This window comes from Pseudoalteromonas sp. 2CM28B (genome assembly GCF_023161935.1).
In genome coordinates this window covers 25,675-42,135 of the sequence record NZ_JALNTH010000016.1, presented here as the reverse complement: position 1 = coordinate 42,135, position 16,461 = coordinate 25,675, and the positions used below count along the sequence as shown (strand labels likewise).

General features: G+C 41.2%; 16 protein-coding genes. 8 read left to right on the top strand and 8 right to left on the bottom strand.

Going from position 1 to position 16,461, the window contains the following annotated elements:
• Window positions 1–52 precede the first annotated feature (52 nt).
• From surA to MTN96_RS19575, 6 genes are all read left to right on the top strand, one after another.
• On the top strand, window positions 53–1,348 hold the full coding sequence (gene surA / locus MTN96_RS19600) for a peptidylprolyl isomerase SurA (protein ID WP_004585858.1): 1,296 nt from the start codon (window positions 53–55) through the stop codon (window positions 1,346–1,348).
• 2 nt (window positions 1,349–1,350) lie between these two features.
• On the top strand, window positions 1,351–2,343 hold the full coding sequence (pdxA, locus tag MTN96_RS19595; protein WP_054983555.1) for a 4-hydroxythreonine-4-phosphate dehydrogenase PdxA: 993 nt from the start codon (window positions 1,351–1,353) through the stop codon (window positions 2,341–2,343).
• A complete protein-coding gene (gene rsmA / locus MTN96_RS19590; protein WP_004585856.1) occupies window positions 2,340–3,146 on the top strand; it encodes a 16S rRNA (adenine(1518)-N(6)/adenine(1519)-N(6))-dimethyltransferase RsmA in 807 nt (268 codons plus the stop codon). The genes pdxA and rsmA overlap by 4 nt, the downstream gene beginning before the upstream one ends.
• Entirely contained in the window at window positions 3,130–3,519 is a 390-nt protein-coding gene (apaG, locus tag MTN96_RS19585) for a Co2+/Mg2+ efflux protein ApaG (RefSeq protein ID WP_004585855.1), read from the top strand. Before rsmA ends, apaG begins: the two co-directional genes overlap by 17 nt.
• Before the next feature lie 11 nt (window positions 3,520–3,530).
• Window positions 3,531–4,349, top strand: a complete 819-nt coding sequence (locus tag MTN96_RS19580) for a symmetrical bis(5'-nucleosyl)-tetraphosphatase (protein WP_248532570.1) — start codon at window positions 3,531–3,533, stop codon at window positions 4,347–4,349.
• Between the two features lie 112 nt (window positions 4,350–4,461).
• Window positions 4,462–6,477, top strand: a complete 2,016-nt coding sequence (locus tag MTN96_RS19575; protein ID WP_004585853.1) for a methyl-accepting chemotaxis protein — start codon at window positions 4,462–4,464, stop codon at window positions 6,475–6,477.
• Window positions 6,478–6,563: 86 nt separating this feature from the next.
• On the opposite strand, the gene MTN96_RS19570 is transcribed toward MTN96_RS19575, so the two are convergent.
• Together MTN96_RS19570 and MTN96_RS19565 are read right to left on the bottom strand one after the other, a co-directional pair.
• Window positions 6,564–8,750, bottom strand: coding sequence for a YgiQ family radical SAM protein (locus MTN96_RS19570; protein ID WP_024031514.1), 2,187 nt, complete (start codon window positions 8,748–8,750; stop codon window positions 6,564–6,566).
• A 105-nt stretch (window positions 8,751–8,855) separates the two neighbouring features.
• Window positions 8,856–11,057, bottom strand: coding sequence for an EAL domain-containing protein (locus MTN96_RS19565; RefSeq protein ID WP_029773292.1), 2,202 nt, complete (start codon window positions 11,055–11,057; stop codon window positions 8,856–8,858).
• Window positions 11,058–11,198: 141 nt separating this feature from the next.
• Here MTN96_RS19565 and MTN96_RS19560 point away from each other — a divergent pair, with 141 nt between their 5' ends.
• Both MTN96_RS19560 and MTN96_RS19555 read left to right on the top strand, forming a co-directional pair.
• Window positions 11,199–11,780 carry an SRPBCC family protein gene (locus tag MTN96_RS19560; protein WP_004585850.1) on the top strand — a complete coding sequence of 194 codons (582 nt, stop codon included), beginning with the start codon at window positions 11,199–11,201 and terminating at the stop codon, window positions 11,778–11,780.
• A complete protein-coding gene (locus MTN96_RS19555) occupies window positions 11,749–12,636 on the top strand; it encodes a TIGR03899 family protein (protein ID WP_248532569.1) in 888 nt (295 codons plus the stop codon). Before MTN96_RS19560 ends, MTN96_RS19555 begins: the two co-directional genes overlap by 32 nt.
• 24 nt (window positions 12,637–12,660) lie before the next feature.
• Here MTN96_RS19555 and MTN96_RS19550 read toward each other — a convergent pair whose 3' ends face one another.
• The 6 genes from MTN96_RS19550 to MTN96_RS19525 all read right to left on the bottom strand — a co-directional run bounded on the left by MTN96_RS19550 (window position 12,661) and on the right by MTN96_RS19525 (window position 16,267).
• A complete protein-coding gene (locus MTN96_RS19550; protein ID WP_004585848.1) occupies window positions 12,661–13,431 on the bottom strand; it encodes a TIGR04219 family outer membrane beta-barrel protein in 771 nt (256 codons plus the stop codon).
• A 3-nt stretch (window positions 13,432–13,434) separates the two neighbouring features.
• The gene (locus MTN96_RS19545) at window positions 13,435–14,421 is read right to left on the bottom strand and encodes a DUF2333 family protein (RefSeq protein WP_004585847.1); all 987 of its coding nucleotides are present in this window, start codon (window positions 14,419–14,421) and stop codon (window positions 13,435–13,437) included.
• An 8-nt stretch (window positions 14,422–14,429) separates the two neighbouring features.
• Complete coding sequence (locus MTN96_RS19540) at window positions 14,430–14,942, bottom strand: copper chaperone PCu(A)C (RefSeq protein ID WP_029773289.1); 513 nt, start codon at window positions 14,940–14,942, stop codon at window positions 14,430–14,432.
• 79 nt (window positions 14,943–15,021) lie between these two features.
• Window positions 15,022–15,348, bottom strand: coding sequence for a hypothetical protein (locus tag MTN96_RS19535; protein ID WP_024031509.1), 327 nt, complete (start codon window positions 15,346–15,348; stop codon window positions 15,022–15,024).
• Window positions 15,349–15,357: 9 nt separating this feature from the next.
• Window positions 15,358–15,564 carry a PspC domain-containing protein gene (locus MTN96_RS19530; RefSeq protein ID WP_054983547.1) on the bottom strand — a complete coding sequence of 69 codons (207 nt, stop codon included), beginning with the start codon at window positions 15,562–15,564 and terminating at the stop codon, window positions 15,358–15,360.
• Between the two features lie 10 nt (window positions 15,565–15,574).
• Window positions 15,575–16,267 (bottom strand): PspA/IM30 family protein, encoded by a 693-nt coding sequence (locus MTN96_RS19525; RefSeq protein ID WP_248532568.1) that lies wholly within the window; start codon window positions 16,265–16,267, stop codon window positions 15,575–15,577.
• Between the last annotated feature and the right edge of the window lie 194 nt (window positions 16,268–16,461).

The window sequence follows — 16,461 nt, the reverse complement described above, 5'->3', positions numbered from 1 at the left end:
TGCAGTACGCCCTGTTTTAAAGCAGTACTATTAGAAGAGTAGTAAAAAGAATATGAATTTAAAAAAACTATTATCAACAGCTATTTTAAGCTTAAGCTTATGCCATGGCGCATTTGCCGCCCCACAGGAAATCGACAAAGTAATTGGTGTTGTAAACCAAGGCGTAATTTTAAAAAGTGAAGTAGACACCATAATTAATCGTGTTAAAAAGCAAGCCGCAGAGCAAGGCCAACAACTTCCTAAAGACGAAACGCTTCGCGTACAAGCCGTTGAGCGTTTGGTTAACCAAACGCTTATGATGCAAATGGCTGAACGTATGGGCCTTGAAATTTCAGACAGCCAGTTAGACCAAACACTCGCGAATATGGCAAAAGATCAAGGCGGCAGCATTGCCGATCTTCGTCGTACCATTGAAGCCGCTGGCGAGAGCTTTCAAGCCTACCGCGAAGAAATTCGTAAAGAGATCACCACCCAACAGGTTACCCGTGCCAATGTAGATCGTCGAATCTATATTAGCCAACAAGAAGTAGATAACCTGTTAAAGATAATGGAAAGCCAAGGTCAAAACTCTGAAGAGTATGATATTGGCCACATCCTTATTGATATTCCTAACGATGCAACAGCAGATGAAATCACCAGTGCTAAAACCCGTGCTGACAAAGTTATTGAGCTATTAAACGATGGCCAAGAGTTTAAACGCATCGCTATTTCATCATCAGGTGGCTCAAAAGCGCTTGAAGGTGGACAACTCGGTTATATGGGTATCAACGAAATGCCTTCGTTATTTGCCGAAGCTGTAAAAGGTCAAAAGAAAGGCGCTATTGTTGGCCCGCTTCGCTCGGGTGCTGGCTTTCATATAATTAAGGTGCAAGATGTACGTGGTCGCCAATTAGTAGAAACTACAGAAGTACGCTCACGCCATATTCTTATTAAGCCTTCAATTATTTTAAGTGAAGAAAAAGCACGTAGCATGCTAGCAGGATTTGCCAAAGATTTACGCGCAGGAAAAGCAGACTTTGCTGAGCTTGCTAAAGAATATTCAGAAGATCCAGGCTCAGCCCTTAAAGGCGGTGAGTATGATTGGACTGACCCAACAACGTATGTACCGGCGTTTAAAGATACTTTGTTATCACTTGATAAAAATCAAATTAGTGAACCATTTAGAACACAATTTGGTTGGCACATAGTACAACTTTTAGATAAACGTGTAGCAGATAAAACCGAGCTAGCTAAACGTAACCGTGCGCACGGCATGTTGTTTAATCGTAAATTTAAAGAAGAAAGTTTTAACTGGCAGCAAGAAATGCGCGAACAAGCCCATGTTGAAATTTTCCCTATAGACGAGTAATTATGACATTACGAATTGCAATTACCCCGGGTGAACCCGCGGGGATTGGCCCTGACTTGCTGCTGCAATTAGCGCAGCAACCATGGCAAGCTCAACTGGTCGCTATCGCCGACAAACAGCTATTAAAAGAACGCGCTCAACACTTGGGCCTTAATATTGAGCTAATTGATTTTGATGAAAATGCCCCTGCAGCTATAGCGCCTGCAGGTAGCATGTATATTCACCAAGTAGATTTAGGCACTGACGTTAAGCTAGGTGAACTCGACGACTTAAATGGCCAATACGTGCTTGATACCTTACGTATTGCCAGCGAAAAAAATATGGACGGTACCTTTGATGCCGTTGTCACGGGCCCTGTTCACAAAGGGATTATTAATAAAGCCGGTATTTCCTTTAGTGGCCACACTGAGTACTTTGCTCAGCAGTCGGGCACCTCTGATGTAGTAATGATGCTAGCAACTGAAGGCTTGCGTGTTGCCCTAGTAACAACGCATATACCACTGGCTTATGTATCGCGTGCAATTACACAAGAGCGCTTAACTAAAGTTATTAGTATTTTAAACCACGACTTACAAACTAAGTTTGGTATTGAGCAGCCAAAAATTTTAGTGTGTGGATTAAACCCCCATGCCGGCGAAGACGGTCATTTAGGTACTGAAGAAATAGAAACAATTTCACCTACGCTTGAGCTTTTAAACAGCCAAGGCATGAATTTAATTGGTCCGCTTCCTGCCGATACCCTATTTCAGGATAAATACCTCTCTCAAGCCGATGCCGTGCTTGCTATGTATCACGATCAGGGTTTACCTGTGCTAAAATACAAGGGATTTGGTAACTCGGTAAATATAACCTTAGGTTTACCATTTATCCGCACTTCGGTTGATCACGGTACTGCGCTTGATTTAGCAGGCACCGGTGACGCTGAAGTTGGCAGTTTTGAATTAGCGATCCGCGAAGCAATTAAGCTCGCCCATGAAAAAGCACAGAATCAATGACCGATAAAGTACATTTAGGACACCGCGCCCGTAAACGTTTTGGGCAAAACTTTTTATTTGATGAATCTATCATTGATAAAATAGTGACTGCAATCGATCCTAAACCACAAGACAACCTAGTAGAGATTGGCCCAGGTTTAGGCGCAATTACCGAACCTGTTGCCGATTTAAGCGGCCAACTTACTGTTGTTGAGCTAGATAAAGACTTAGCTCAGCGTTTAATTGAGCACCCTTTTTTAGGTCCTAAATTAAACGTAAACCAAGGCGATGCAATGAAGTTTGACTTTGCAAGCCTTGTACGCGATGACAAAAAATTAAAAGTGTTTGGTAACCTGCCTTACAATATTTCTACGCCATTACTGTTTCATCTTTTTGAGTTTGCTGATCATATTGAGCACATGCACTTTATGCTGCAAAAAGAAGTAGTAAAACGTATGGTTGCAGGCCCAGGCAGCAAAACCTTTGGCCGCTTAAGTGTAATGACACAGTACTACTGCCACGCAATGCCCGTGGTTGAAGTACCGCCAGAGTGTTTTAAACCAGCACCTAAAGTAGACTCTGCGGTTATTCGTCTGATCCCTAAAAAAGCCGAGCAACGTACCGCTAAAAGCGTGAAAATTTTAAACACCGTGTGTTTAGAAGCCTTTAATCAACGCCGTAAAACATTGCGTAACAGCTTAGGCAACTTACTCACCGCAGATGAGCTTACCAGCATTGGTATTGATATTACTTTGCGTGCTGAAAGCCTAACGTTACAACAATTTATTGATATAGCTAATTGGATTTATGACAACAAGCAGTAATATTGGCTCTCCTGTAAAAGTCTCTGTAGAGACTTTTTATGTTGAAGGGCAATCTCAGCCTGAGCTAGAAAAGTACGTTTTTGCCTACTCAGTGACAATTAAAAACCACAGTCTTTGCAGCGCTACACTTTTGAGCCGTTATTGGTTGATCACCGATGCCAATGGTAAAGAAGTTGAAGTAGAAGGCGAAGGCGTTGTGGGCGAAACCCCCGTTATAGGCCCAGGCGAAACTTATAAATACACCAGTGGCGCAATATTAGACACCCCTGTTGGCACCATGCAGGGACACTACACACTGCGCAATGAGTTTGGCTCTGAGTTTGAAGCACCTATAAGCGTATTTCGTTTAGCGTGCCCTAACATTTTACATTAGTAAAAAGCGCCATGGCTGATTACGCAATTGGTGATTTACAAGGCTGCTTTAAAGAGTTTAGCCGCTTGCTCAAACGGGTTGACTTTAACCCAAGCAAAGATCACCTTTATTTAGTGGGCGATATCGTCGCACGTGGGCCGGACTCCCTAGCCTGCCTAGATTATATTTATCGCCATCAAGACAGCATGACTGTTACTTTAGGCAATCATGATTTACACATGGTTGCCTGTCACTATCTTAATAAGCCAATCAACCCCAAAGATAAACTCGGTGCTATTTTTGATAGTAAAAAGCTTCCTCACTATATCGCCTATTTGCAAACTCAGCCGCTTGCTATTTATTTAGCACAGCACCGCAGCTTTATATCGCATGCAGGGCTTAACCCTAATTGGTCTATAGAAAGCGCACTTAAACACGCACAGTTTGCTCAGCGTTGTTATCAATCGGCTAATGCTAAGCACTTTTTTGAAAAAATGTATCAGCCTCATCCCGCTATATGGCATGACGATTTAAACGAATTTGATAAGTTTAGGTACATTGTTAACTACTTTACCCGCATGCGCTTTTTAACCAGCAACAACACGTTAGAGCTTAGTGCGAAAGGCGCAATTAGCGATAATAAAACGTTAACAGCCTGGTTCACTCACCCTAATATAAAAGCATTAGAAAACAACCTTATATTTGGCCATTGGGCCGCTCTTGAAGGGGTTACTCAGCTCAATCACATACATGCGCTCGATACCGGATGCGTATGGGGCGGTGCTTTAACGATGATGAACTTGCAAACTAAGCAAAAAATAGTAGAAAAGCCGACGCTTTTATCTAAATAAACTGTAAAACCCCAGCACATATGTTAAATTTAAATTAATAGATATTAATTGCTTAACTTATTGGTTAAAAAGCCGATAAGATGTGATTGAAGTACTTTAATTGGAAATCCATATGAATCTGACAGTAAGCCAACGAATTTGGTGTGGTTTTATATTTATCACCTTATTACTCATAATCATTGGTGGTAACTCTTTAATAAAAATTGCGAGTATTGACCGCTCTACCCAGCAGGTAAACCAGTTATCACTGCCCGCGCTTAATAAAAGCTCAGAACTACAAGCTGAATTTATTTTAATGAGTAAAGCAGCCCAAGCTAGTTTTTATACCACCTCAAGCGCACAGCTCACCCCTATAAAACAAAAAGTACTTGAGCAAAAAGACAAATTCAACTCGCTGCACGCCGACCTTCAACGTGTAGTAAAAAACGATGCATCACTGAGTCAAAAAAGCCAAGCTGTAGAAAAAACCTACTTAAGCTTTTTAGGTACGGTCGAAAACCTATTAGCTGATAAAGATAAACAACTGGCACTTAATAAAACCCTCACAGCACAGCTTGAAACAATTGAGATTGCAGCTGAAGATGCTAACTCAGTCGTGCTTGATATCACAGATATTACTAACTTTGAGCAAAACCACCCACGCGCTTACCAAGCTGCCAATAACTTAGAAAACAACTTTATGTCTGTGGTAAGTAACAGTACCGATATGCTCACGGTTAAGACGACAAACACCTTAGATATTGTAAAAAATGAGCAAGCTTATTACCTTGACGAAGTAATTCGTACTTTAACGTTAATAAAGCCAGCTATAGAGCAAGATAACAACGACCTATACAGTGATTTACAAGCATACGTTGATACGCTGATAGAAAATATCAGCGGTAATAATAGCCTAGCGGCCAATAAGCAGCGCCTTATTGACGCTATCGCACTTACCGAAAAAGAACTTGCCCAATCAGAGCAAGCGACCACTATGGCACTGTCGCAAATTGATGATTTAGTAACACAAGCAAGTACTGTAGCTTACAAATTACAAGAAGGTGTTCGCGAGGATGTAGACTCAGCGACGCTCTGGACATGGGCAGGTATGATCATCGCAACGTTAATTGCAATTGCAATTGCGATTCTTACCGTTAATAGAATCACTAAGCCACTGGCTGAGGTTAATCGGATTTTAGATATTGTTGCCAGCGGTGATATGACCCAACGCTTAGATGACTCTGCAAAAGATGAATTTGGCGAGCTATCAAAAAGCTGTAACACCCTTATAGATAGCCTACGTAGCTTAATTAAGGGCATTATTTCACGCTCAACTCAATTAGCAGCGGCGTCTGAGCAAACATCGGCCATTACCGGTGAGTCAAGCCAAGCTATCCGTAACCAACAAGCACAAGTAGAGCAAGCGGCAACAGCCACAACCGAAATGAGCAGCACGTCACAAACAGTAAGTAACAGCGCACAGCAGGCACTTAACGAAATTAAAAATGCCGATAAAGAAGCTGAACGTGTAAAAGGTATTTCTCATCAAAATAAAGCCACTATTGAGCAACTTGCTCGCGAGGTGGACGATGCATCAGGTGTTATTAATAAGCTTCATCAAGACAGTGCATCTATAGGCAGTATTTTAGATGTAATACGCGGCATTGCAGAGCAAACCAACCTATTAGCACTTAACGCTGCAATTGAAGCAGCACGTGCCGGTGAATATGGCCGAGGTTTTGCGGTAGTAGCGGATGAAGTACGCTCACTGGCAAGCAAAACACAAGAGTCGACCCAAGAGATACAATCTATGATTGAATCGCTTCAAAGTGGCGCAGAAGCGGCTGTAACAGCAATGGATAAAGGTAAACAGCAAGCAGAATCATGTGTTGAACAAAGCGACTTAGCAAGCAGCGCATTAGACTCAATTACACTTGCCGTATCGCAAGCACACGATGTAAGTGAAGAAATCTCTACCGCTGCTCAAGAGCAACAACAAGTATCACAAGAAATTAGTGAACGTTTAGAATCTATTGTAGCCATAGCCGAGCAAACAGCTGAGGGTGCAAATCAAACAAATATTTCAAGCTCAGAAGTAGCCAAACTTGCTGAAGAGCTAAGAATATCGGTAGAAAACTTTAAGGTGTAATGTACACCTAACAGCAGTAAATTAACGCAATAAAAACCCGATACTGTTACTCAGTATCGGGTTTTTTTGTTTACTGGTTTTAACGCTTAGCGAGAAGCACGCTGGCGATTGCCGCCCACTTTAGGCTTAGTGTTAGCCTTTTTAAATTGGCTAAACCCAGTATGGCGCGTTAAGGCTGGGCGCCCTCCTTTACCTTTACCAGCGCCTTTATGTGCTTTTTCATCGCGGCCTTCTTCTGGCACTAAGCAATTTGGGCCTTTACCAATTAAATTGGCTTTCCCCATACTACGCAGTGCATCGCGGATCATTGGCCAACCCGATGGATCGTGATAACGCAATATGGCTTTGTGTAAGCGACGTTGGCGCGCTCCTTTTGGCACGGGTACTTGCTCTTTATTGTTTTTAATATTACGCAACGAGTTCATTTCTGTATGGTAAATGGTGGTTGCATTGGCCATAGGCGACGGGTAAAAGTTTTGTACTTGGTCTAACTTAAAGTCGTTAGATTTAAGCCACAATGCCATGTTAACCATGTCTTCGTCTTTGGTACCTGGGTGCGCTGAAATAAAGTACGGTATTAAATACTGCTTTTTACCCGCTTCTTTTGAGTACTTATCAAATAGTTCTTTAAATTGATCGTAAGCACCCATGCCCGGCTTCATCATTTTAGACAAAGGGCCATCTTCTGTGTGCTCAGGGGCAATTTTTAAATAGCCACCCACATGATGTGTCACCAACTCTTTTACATAGCGAGGGTCTTGTACGGCTAGATCGTAACGAACGCCTGAGGCGATCAAAATCTTTTTAATGCCTTTCACTTCACGGGCTTTTTTGTATAAATCGATAGTAGGTGTATGGTCTGTGTCCATGTGCTTACATATATCAGGGTAAACACATGAAAGTCGTCTACAGGTACTTTCTGCTTTTTTGCTCGTACAGCGTAATTTATACATGTTGGCCGTTGGGCCACCTAAATCAGAAATAACACCGGTAAAACCAGGTACTTTATCTCTAATTTGTTCTATTTCATCAATAATCGACTCTTGCGAGCGACTTTGAATAATACGTCCTTCATGCTCGGTAATAGAACAGAACGAACAGCCACCAAAACAGCCACGCATAATATTAACCGACGTTTTAATCATATCGTAGGCTGGTATTTTTGCATCACCATAACTCGGGTGCGGTATACGCTGATAAGGCAAACCAAATACATCATCCATCTCATGGGTTTCGAGCGGAAATGCCGGCGGGTTAACCCAAATAGAGCGATCGCCATGGCGCTGAAATAACGCACGAGCACAACCTGGATTGGTCTCTTGGTGCAAAATGCGCGAGGCATGAGCATAAAGCGGTTTATTAACGCTTACTTGCTCAAATGCAGGCAGTTTAACGTATGTTTTTTCCCACGGTTTAGGGCGCGCAGGCTGAATGGTAATGGGTTTAGCGGCCTCGGCTTTTAAATCAATACCGGCTTGCTTAAACTCTGATTTACTACACCCAACATCATCAGCCCCATAGGGGTTTGGGATAGGATCAATTTTGCCTATTTTATCAATCGCTGTTGAATCACTTCCGCGCCAGCCCGGTATTGGCTCTTTACGAATAACCGCTGTACCACGAATATCCTGAATTGTATCCATAGTTTCGCCAGCGGCTATACGGTGGGCTACTTCCACCAGCGGGCGCTCTGCATTACCATAAATAAGGATGTCGGCTTTGGCATCAAATAAAATACTACGGCGTACTTTTTCTTGCCAGTAGTCGTAATGAGCAATACGGCGCAAGCTTGCTTCAATACCACCAATAACAATAGGCACACCTTTGTAGGCTTCGCGTAAGCGCTGAGAGTAAATCATCACCGCACGGTCAGGGCGCTTGCCGCCCACATTACCTGGTGTATAGGCATCGTCATGGCGCATTCGTTTTTCAGCCGTGTAGCGGTTGATCATCGAATCCATGTTGCCGGCTGTAACACCAAAAAATAAGTTTGGTTTACCAAGCCCCATAAAGGCATCTTTTGATTGCCAATCTGGCTGAGCAATTATACCCACTCTAAAGCCTTGCGCTTCAAGTACACGGCCAATTACCGCCATACCAAAACTAGGGTGATCAACATAGGCATCGCCGCTAATAATTATAATGTCGCAGCTATCCCAGCCAAGAGCGTCCATTTCTTCGCGAGTGGTAGGTAAAAATGGGGCGGTGCCATAACATTCAGCCCAATATTTGGGGTATGAAAATAGCGCGCGTTCAGCTTTAAGGGAGCTCATAGTTTTGGCCGTAGAATAACAAAAGGCGCGAATTATATCCTAATACATTGCTTATTTATACAACATTACCTAGAGATATCGCGCCTACTGTAAAGTCTGTTGATATTAAGTTTTTTTATTTCGCTCTTTAATAAACTCTAAAAGTTCGTGCTCAGGCATCGGCTTAGCATACATAAAACCTTGTACTTCATCACACCCTAAGTTTTTCAAAAACTCTGCCTGCTGCTGTGTTTCTACACCTTCAGCAATTGTTTTTAGTCCTAGTTTAGCACCAAGCGACACCACTAAAGCAGCAATAGCACCGGTATCGTTATCAGGTAAATCTTTTACAAATGCGCGGTCTATTTTAAGCCTATCAAGCGGTAAACTTTGTAAGTAACTTAACGAAGAAAAGCCCGTTCCAAAATCATCAATCGCCACTTCTACACCTAATTCTTTTAACTCTTTTAGGGTATTGATCACGGTTTCTAATTCATCCATTACCACGCTTTCAGTCACTTCTAACTCTATATTGCAGGGTTTAACATCGTACTTTTGTAAGGTGTTTTTTACTGTTTTAGCGTAGCCTTTAACCTTAAATTGCGGCACAGATACATTTACAGCAATGCAAATTTCTTCACCGAGTGCCTCTAAGCGTTTTTGCTGTTGGCAAGCTTGTTCTAAAACCCATTGGCCAATATCAACAATTAAACCGGCATCCTCTGCTAAAGGCACAAACACCGCAGGAGATATAAACGAGCCATCTTCTGATGGCCAGCGCAGCAATGCTTCACAGCCAATCAAAGATAAATTATCGAGTGAAAGCTGAGGCTGATACCACACTTGGAGCTTTTGCCGAGCAAAGTCATGACGTAACTGCCTAATAATACCTAAGCGCCAAGCCATTTTGTCTTGCATATCAATATCGTAGTAAATACCCTCTTTGCATTTAAGCTTTTTAGCTTGGTTTAACGCAATATAGGCAACTTTGAGTGTATCTAACCCAGTACTTTGAAAGTCTTGCTGCTGACATAAACCAATTCTAAAATCGACAGGCAAAATATGCTCGCCAGCACTAAAAGGCACACTTAGCACGTCGTTAAATTGTTCGAGGTCAAACTCCGTTTGGCGAATAATAAAGCCAAATACATCTGCGCCAATACGCGACAATAACTTTGCGTCTGGGTAAGCATCTTTAAGTCGCTTTACAATCTCGATTAACAAATGATTGCCAATTTCTTGTCCTAAGCCATTGTTAATATCAGCAAAACCAATCACATCAATTAATACAAAAACGTAGTCATTAACATGTGGTTTTTGATAACGCACCACCCGCTCAATAAAATTAGTACGATTAGAAATACCGGTTAGTACATCTTTGTAGGCCGCATCTCTTAGTTTTACAAACAGCCTTACGTTATCAAGGGCTACACTCACATTAGTAAGAAAAATCTCTGCAAATTGCAGCTGCGCATCACTCGGTTTATGCTCGCACTCTAAATAAATAGCAGCCTGGCGGTGCTTACTTTTAACAATAAAAGTTACGCTCGAATCGGTTTGGCAATGCTGAGCCGACTCAAAACACTGCTCTACTTGTTCAAGCGCAACGCTATCAACATTAACAAGCTTTTCACCAAAGTAGCTCTCATAATGGCCACTGCCACCCAATACTTGAATAAAGTTATCGCCATCTAGCTTACTGCATACCAACCCAACTTGCTGACACTCTAAAATAATGCCCAAGTGTTTAATAATCTCTTTGCACAACACTTTAATATCGGTAAGCCCTAAAATAGACTTTGAAGCCGAAACAATGGTGTTCATTGCATCACTTTGATACTCAAGTTGGCATACTTGCTCGTACGAGCGAATAGCGGTAATTAAAGAAGTTACTAATTTAGAACGAGTTAACTCTGTTTTTGTTTTATAATCGTTAATGTCATATTCGCGAATTACTTTTTCTTCTGGGGTGTTGCCCGCTTGGCCGGTACGTAAAATAATTCGCACATGCTGGTTGTTAAGCTCTTCGCGTACGCGTTTTACAACTTGCAAACCCGCATCATCAGATTCCATCACTACATCTAAAAAAATAACGGATATTGTATTATTGTTTTTGAGTATTTCGATGGCTTCGCTGCCAGAGTAAGCATCGTGAAAACGCAGCCCTGCCCCCCAAAACTCTACGCCCGATAACGCAAGCTTAGTCACTGAATGTATTTCAGGATCGTCATCAACGATCAAAACATCCCAAAAATCAGATAATTCTTGGGTTATTTCTTCTTCGCTGTCTGGCGCTAAAAATAAAAAATCGCTTTGCTCTGACGACATTATCTACCCTTTATCAGTTTTAATACTTATATAAGCTCATACCTATGTGCTAAAAATATATTTTTGGTTTATAGGCTAATTCATACTATAGTCGATTAATAAAAAGTTGTTATATTTCAAACTAAAAAACTCGTAAAAGGTGTGCCTATTAAATTTTTTAAAATCCTTATAAAAACGCTCTTATTGTTAGTTTTAGTGGCTATTTTGATTGGTTTAACCCTGCCGCAAAATTACAGCGTAAATAAAAACATACAAATAAATGCCAATGTAGCGACCGTTAAATCGCTGGTGTCTGACTTTAGCCTTTGGCATACATGGTCACCTTGGGGCAAAGTAGATCCGTCTATCACTTTCACTTTAGGCGAACCTAGTCGCGGTATAGGCGCGCATCAATCGTGGCAAAGTGACTGGGGGTATGGAGAAATGACCATTACTTCGCTTTCGCAAAATAAAATGACCTTTAATGCGCTTTTAAAAAATGAGCATATTATTGAAGGTGAAATTACATTTACCGAAGTAGAAGGTGTGGTAAATGTAACGTGTAATATTAATGGCCAAACCAATACCCCGCTAATTTCGGGTTATCTATCAATTTTTAGTGAGTATGTATTAAGCAATACAGTGTCACTTGGCTTAAATAACTTGCAAACAGTAGCGCAATTACGCGACCAAAAAACACAGCTGGATAACGATGACAGTAAAATCAGCCCAAGCGAGAATTAACCTCGCCAATATAATTGAGTCTTTACTTGGCTACCCCGTAAAAAAAATAACCACAAATACTGGGCAACCAAGTACAGATCAAAGTTACGGCTCTAAAGGCGATCTAAACCCGCTTTATCACATAAATAGCGATAACCCTATTTTAGCGCGCGCCCAAAAGCGCCAAGATTTACTGCTTATAAAACAGCAGCAAAATATAGAAACCATTTTAGCTAAAGCAATGGGATTTTGCCCCGATGTGGCAAGCAATAAACAACCAGATGCTGACTGGGTAGAGCGCTTTATTGCCCTATGTGAAGACACCTCAAATGAATCGATGCAAACACTATGGGCTAAAATTTTAACTGGCGAGACGCTCAACCCCGGTACATTTTCTATAAAAAGCTTACAAACACTCAAGCATATGACCCAACGCGAAGCTGATGCATTACAAAAGTGTGTATCGCTGAGCAGCTACAACGCAAAAGACGACAGCCACTTTATTTTATTAGGGTTTTATAAAAAGCCTTCGCTTTTCGACTTACTACGAAAAGGCAATAAGGTATCGCTTAATTTAGGAAAAACGGGGATCAGCTTTCCTGATATTTTAACGCTAATGGATCTTAATTTAATCTACAGAAAAGAAATAGAATCGGCGGTATTAAAAGCAGGACAAGAACTCACCCTGTCGTTTTTATCGCAAAAAGTGACGTTAAAAGCTAAAAGCAGTGACTTAGTATTAAGCTATTACAAGTTTACCCAAACAGGCGATGAGCTTTCTAAGCTTATTAATTACCCTGTAAATAAGGTGTATAAGCAATTAATTAATAATGCATTGGAGGGAGAGTTTGATTTAACGTGGCATGTTAATAAATAACACACCACGCTGTAAGCTCACTAATTAAAAGTGAACTTGAATACCCGCAAATGGGCCTGATGCGTCAATATCGGTGTTAATATCATCAACATCATCTAACTCTAACGTCATTGAGCGGTAACCCGCTTTAATAGCTACATCTACCGCTAGGTTATCAATAAGTTCATACGCTACGCCTACTTGGTAGTCTTGTACTTTACTATCGTCGATAGCCAAAAAGCTACCTTCAAAAAACACGCTTAAACCCGTAAATGGTAAGCCTGCTTCAGCACGGCCATACGCAAGTGGCACAAAGCCCGAAAAATCTTTAGTTTCAGAGAAGTTAGTGCCACCTTGTTGAGTAGTACCAGTTACAACAATGTCACCGTCAAACTGCTTTGCGTTTAAACCTAAATCAATTGAAATTAAATCGTTATCAAAAATTTCGTAATAAAGAATGTAATCAATGTGAGTTAAATCACTTAATGTATTTGCAGTTGTACCAACCACGTAATCTGAGCCATTAAAGCTAAACGTATCAGTAAGGGTTGCCGAGCCATTAAGTTCAAGCTCAGTGTATTTAAGCTTTAGGTTAGGAACTAATGGCACTGGGTGCTCTAGTGCCGCGTAGTAGCTAATAAAGGTTTCGTCTTCAAAATTAAAATCTTGTGGTGCGTTATCTTTGTAAGAAAACTGACCGTCGTTATCTGACTGCCAGCCATCAACACCTACATATAAACCTAATAGAGTGTCTGCCTGTGCTGCAGGGGCTAAACATGCCATTGAAAGGGCAGCTGCTAAACAATACTTTTTCATTTTTTATCCTTGAGCTAGTAGTTCGCTAAGTTCGATTAAAGCCGCATTGGCTCTTGAAATATAATTTGCCATAACTAAAGAATGATTTGCCACAAAGCCAAAACCATTCCCGTTTAATATAATTGGGCTCCACACGGTTTCTTGTGTTGCCTCAAGCTCACGTATAATTTGCTGTAAGCTTACACGCGCATTTTTCTTTTCTAATACATCAGCAAAGTCATACTCAACCGCTTGTAAAAAGTGTAATAACGCCCACGTTGCACCGCGCGACTCGTAAAACACGTCGTCTATTTCCCACCACGATGTTCTTACTTGTTGCTGAAGTGGTGTGTAGGTCGCTTGCGTGTTTGAAGAATTACCGGCTAAATCGGTATTTACTTTGTCTTGGCCAACACTTGCACTTAAACGCTGACTTAAACTGCCTAAACGCTTTTCGGCTTCTTTTAACCAGCTACGTAGATTATCTGCACGTGAATAAAATTGGCTATCGCGCTCATGCTCGTTAGCAATTTGTGAGCGGTATACAAGAAGGTAGTCTATTCCCTTTTGGTACTCTCCCTCGGCACTTGGCCATGCCCATGCTTCAGAGCTAATATTAAATTGCGGCTGCGCTTTTTTAAGGGCTTCATGTTCGGTAGATTGCGACTGTGAACGGCTAAAGTCTTTACGCATTGATAGCGCTAAATCACGCACCATTTCAAGCGCGCCATATTCCCACGCAGGCATGTCATCCATTATCACACTTGGCGGCATTACATCGTTTGATAAATACCCACCTTGCTTATCAAGTAATGTGCTAGCAACGGTAATAAGCGTTGAGGTGGTTGTATAGCCTGTTACCATTTTTTCGTTGCGTGCTTGCGCGGTTTCTTTTGCATTAGTTACTACGTTAAAACGTGCCGGCTCAATGCTCCAATAAACTGCAATAGCGTAAAAAATAATAAGTAGTACCACCAAGGCACCAGCTATTTTTCCTTTATGTTGCGACATTTATCCTCCTAGTGATGAGCGTGTTGTTTTTTAGATGGCTTTGAATGCGCAGCTTGCGCTTCAAGCGAAACCACTTGAGCATTAGTAAACAAGCGGTTACCGTCACTAAAATATAGCGTGAGTTTACGTTCTTGCCCTACTTTTAGCGGTTCTTGTGGATCAAATACCATTAAATGGTAACCACCAGGCTCAAAGCTTAGGCTTTCATGGCCCTTAATGGTGACGGCTTTAACCTGTTGCATTTTCATCATGCCATTGACATGTTTGTGCTCATGTATTTCTACACGGCCTAAACCTTCGATGGTCGCTTTAGTTAATTTAGCAACACCACCACCGTGGTTAGAAATTGTTAAATAGCCAACACTCGATTTACTACCAGGCAAAAATGCCCTTACTTGTGCATGGCTTACTTCAAGCTTAGCTTCGTCTGTATCGTGGCTGTGCCCAGCATGTGCAGCAACCGATGACGAAAACACATTAATCATTAACGCCGAGGCCATAAAAAAGCACTGCTTCATCATCGCTTTATTCCTTGTGAAAGCATAAAATTTCACTTTAAATTTAACATAGTTAACTAATAATAGTCAGTTAAATTAAGGCTTAAGAGGTTACTTTTTTGTTATCGAGCACCAACCAGCACAGTACAGCTACAAATAACAATGGCCAGGCTATCATCACTGAACCAAATAACAGTGCCAAAATGGTGCCAACCAGCGCGACAATCCCTGCGCCTATTAACCCCATGGTCACTAAAGCCATTACGGCTACTACTGCAATAATAGCGACTAATACGCCAGCCAGCTCAAGCCCCACCCAGCTCATATCTGCAATCCAAAGTGGAAACTGCCATGAATCAAAATGTATTAGCGACACAGTATCAGTAAAAAGTAACACATATACGACAACACATATTGCTAAGGTTTTCATATCCCTCTCCTAATACGCACGCTCTTCAAGGCAGCAGTGAGCAATCAAATAACCAAGCGCTACTGCAAACGGAAAACTTATAAATAATAAAATTGTTACTAAGCGTGTTGACCACACTGGAAAATCAAGGCGACGCGCTAACCCACTGCATACGCCCGATATTTTTTTATTCAGTGAATCTTTGTACCAACTACGCTGTGTTTTAAAGTTATTCATACTCTACTCCTTAAGCGCTTGGCGCAGTTGTATTGGTATTACTTTGCTTAACACTGGCTTTTAAACGAGCCAGCTCTGCATCTATTTTTTCATTTTTAACTAAAGACTCAATTTGCTCAGCGGTTGATTGCGCTGTATTTGTAAGTTCATAAGCATCAACCTGTGCTTCTATGCCTTCCACTTTTTGCTCTATCATTTCAAAGCGAGACAAAGCATTTGCGACCTTGTCACTGTGTAATTGCATGTTCACTTTTTCACGTGCAGCAACAATATCGTGGCGTTTTATTAATTGAGCTTGTTTGCTTTTAGCTTGCGCCATTTTTTGCTGTAAGCGCTCACAATCTGCCGTAATTTTCTCTATCGACTCCTTTAGAGTATTTAGCTGAGTGTTTTTTGCTACAATTTGCTCATCTACTCGCTGTTTTTCTACTAACGCAGACTTGGCTAAATCGTCACGGTTTTTAGCAACTGCCAGCTCAGCTTTTGTTTGCCACAAAGTTAAGTCTTTTTGTTTTTGTGCAATTTGGCGTTTAAGCGTTTTTTCTTCGCACAGTAAGGCTGCGGCCGTGCTTCTACATTCGTTAAGCGCTTCTTGCATTTCACTTAGCATAAGGTTGAGGAGTTTTTCTGGGTCTTCTGCTTTATCCAGCATGGCAGCAATATTGGATTGGATAACATCATTTACGCGATTAAATATACTCATTGTTTTGTCCTGTTGTTTTTAATTGATAACAACAACGAGATTCCAAGAGTTATGCCAAGTAACAAAAAGTTATTTATAAACATTTAAATTCAATTAGTTAGATAACTAACAAGCCATTTTAAACTGACTAAAAACTGAATGTTAATAAGCGAAAATCACTAATTTATTTATCTTTTGACTAAATTTTAGTTATA

What these genes read in the sequence shown, in the direction of transcription:
- pdxA (WP_054983555.1), top strand. Translation starts at nt 1,351, where the DNA reads ATGACATTACGAATTGCAATTACCCCGGGTGAACCCGCGGGGATTGGC.
- MTN96_RS19565 (WP_029773292.1), bottom strand. Translation starts at nt 11,057, where the DNA reads ATGTCGTCAGAGCAAAGCGATTTTTTATTTTTAGCGCCAGACAGCGAA.
- MTN96_RS19530 (WP_054983547.1), bottom strand. Translation starts at nt 15,564, where the DNA reads ATGAATAACTTTAAAACACAGCGTAGTTGGTACAAAGATTCACTGAAT.
- MTN96_RS19575 (WP_004585853.1), top strand. Translation starts at nt 4,462, where the DNA reads ATGAATCTGACAGTAAGCCAACGAATTTGGTGTGGTTTTATATTTATC.
- MTN96_RS19545 (WP_004585847.1), bottom strand. Translation starts at nt 14,421, where the DNA reads ATGTCGCAACATAAAGGAAAAATAGCTGGTGCCTTGGTGGTACTACTT.
- MTN96_RS19535 (WP_024031509.1), bottom strand. Translation starts at nt 15,348, where the DNA reads ATGAAAACCTTAGCAATATGTGTTGTCGTATATGTGTTACTTTTTACT.
- rsmA (WP_004585856.1), top strand. Translation starts at nt 2,340, where the DNA reads ATGACCGATAAAGTACATTTAGGACACCGCGCCCGTAAACGTTTTGGG.
- MTN96_RS19570 (WP_024031514.1), bottom strand. Translation starts at nt 8,750, where the DNA reads ATGAGCTCCCTTAAAGCTGAACGCGCGCTATTTTCATACCCCAAATAT.
- MTN96_RS19550 (WP_004585848.1), bottom strand. Translation starts at nt 13,431, where the DNA reads ATGAAAAAGTATTGTTTAGCAGCTGCCCTTTCAATGGCATGTTTAGCC.
- surA (WP_004585858.1), top strand. Translation starts at nt 53, where the DNA reads ATGAATTTAAAAAAACTATTATCAACAGCTATTTTAAGCTTAAGCTTA.
- MTN96_RS19580 (WP_248532570.1), top strand. Translation starts at nt 3,531, where the DNA reads ATGGCTGATTACGCAATTGGTGATTTACAAGGCTGCTTTAAAGAGTTT.
- MTN96_RS19555 (WP_248532569.1), top strand. Translation starts at nt 11,749, where the DNA reads ATGACAGTAAAATCAGCCCAAGCGAGAATTAACCTCGCCAATATAATT.
- apaG (WP_004585855.1), top strand. Translation starts at nt 3,130, where the DNA reads ATGACAACAAGCAGTAATATTGGCTCTCCTGTAAAAGTCTCTGTAGAG.
- MTN96_RS19540 (WP_029773289.1), bottom strand. Translation starts at nt 14,942, where the DNA reads ATGATGAAGCAGTGCTTTTTTATGGCCTCGGCGTTAATGATTAATGTG.
- MTN96_RS19525 (WP_248532568.1), bottom strand. Translation starts at nt 16,267, where the DNA reads ATGAGTATATTTAATCGCGTAAATGATGTTATCCAATCCAATATTGCT.